The organism is Psychrobacter sp. 16-MNA-CIBAN-0192 (assembly GCF_040309565.1).
Lineage (GTDB): Bacteria > Pseudomonadota > Gammaproteobacteria > Pseudomonadales > Moraxellaceae > Psychrobacter.
This window is the reverse complement of sequence record NZ_JBEOOX010000546.1, coordinates 1-250: the sequence shown is the minus strand read 5'-3', so window position 1 is coordinate 250 and position 250 is coordinate 1. Positions and strand designations below refer to the sequence as shown.

Annotated in this window: 1 protein-coding gene; it reads left to right on the top strand. The window is 65.6% G+C overall.

Going from position 1 to position 250, the window contains the following annotated elements:
- Positions 1-250, top strand: a 250-nt coding sequence (locus tag AAEY78_RS14320) for a Maf family protein (protein WP_352340095.1), incomplete at both ends; no start/stop codon positions are given.

Genomic DNA, 250 nt, shown 5'->3' with positions numbered 1-250 from the left:
CACCTGCAGCTCGCCGGATATCGACGAAAGCCACCGCCCGGATGAGTCCGCCATCGAACTGGTCAAGCGCCTGGCCGAGCAAAAGGCCCGTGCCCTCGCCGCCAGCCATCCTGGCCATTTAATCATTGGCTCGGATCAGGTCGCGGCACTGGAAGGCCGGATCATCGGCAAGCCCCACACCTACGAAAACGCTCGCGAGCAACTGCTGGCGGCCAGCGGCAAGCGCGTGAGCTTCCTCACGGGCCTGGCG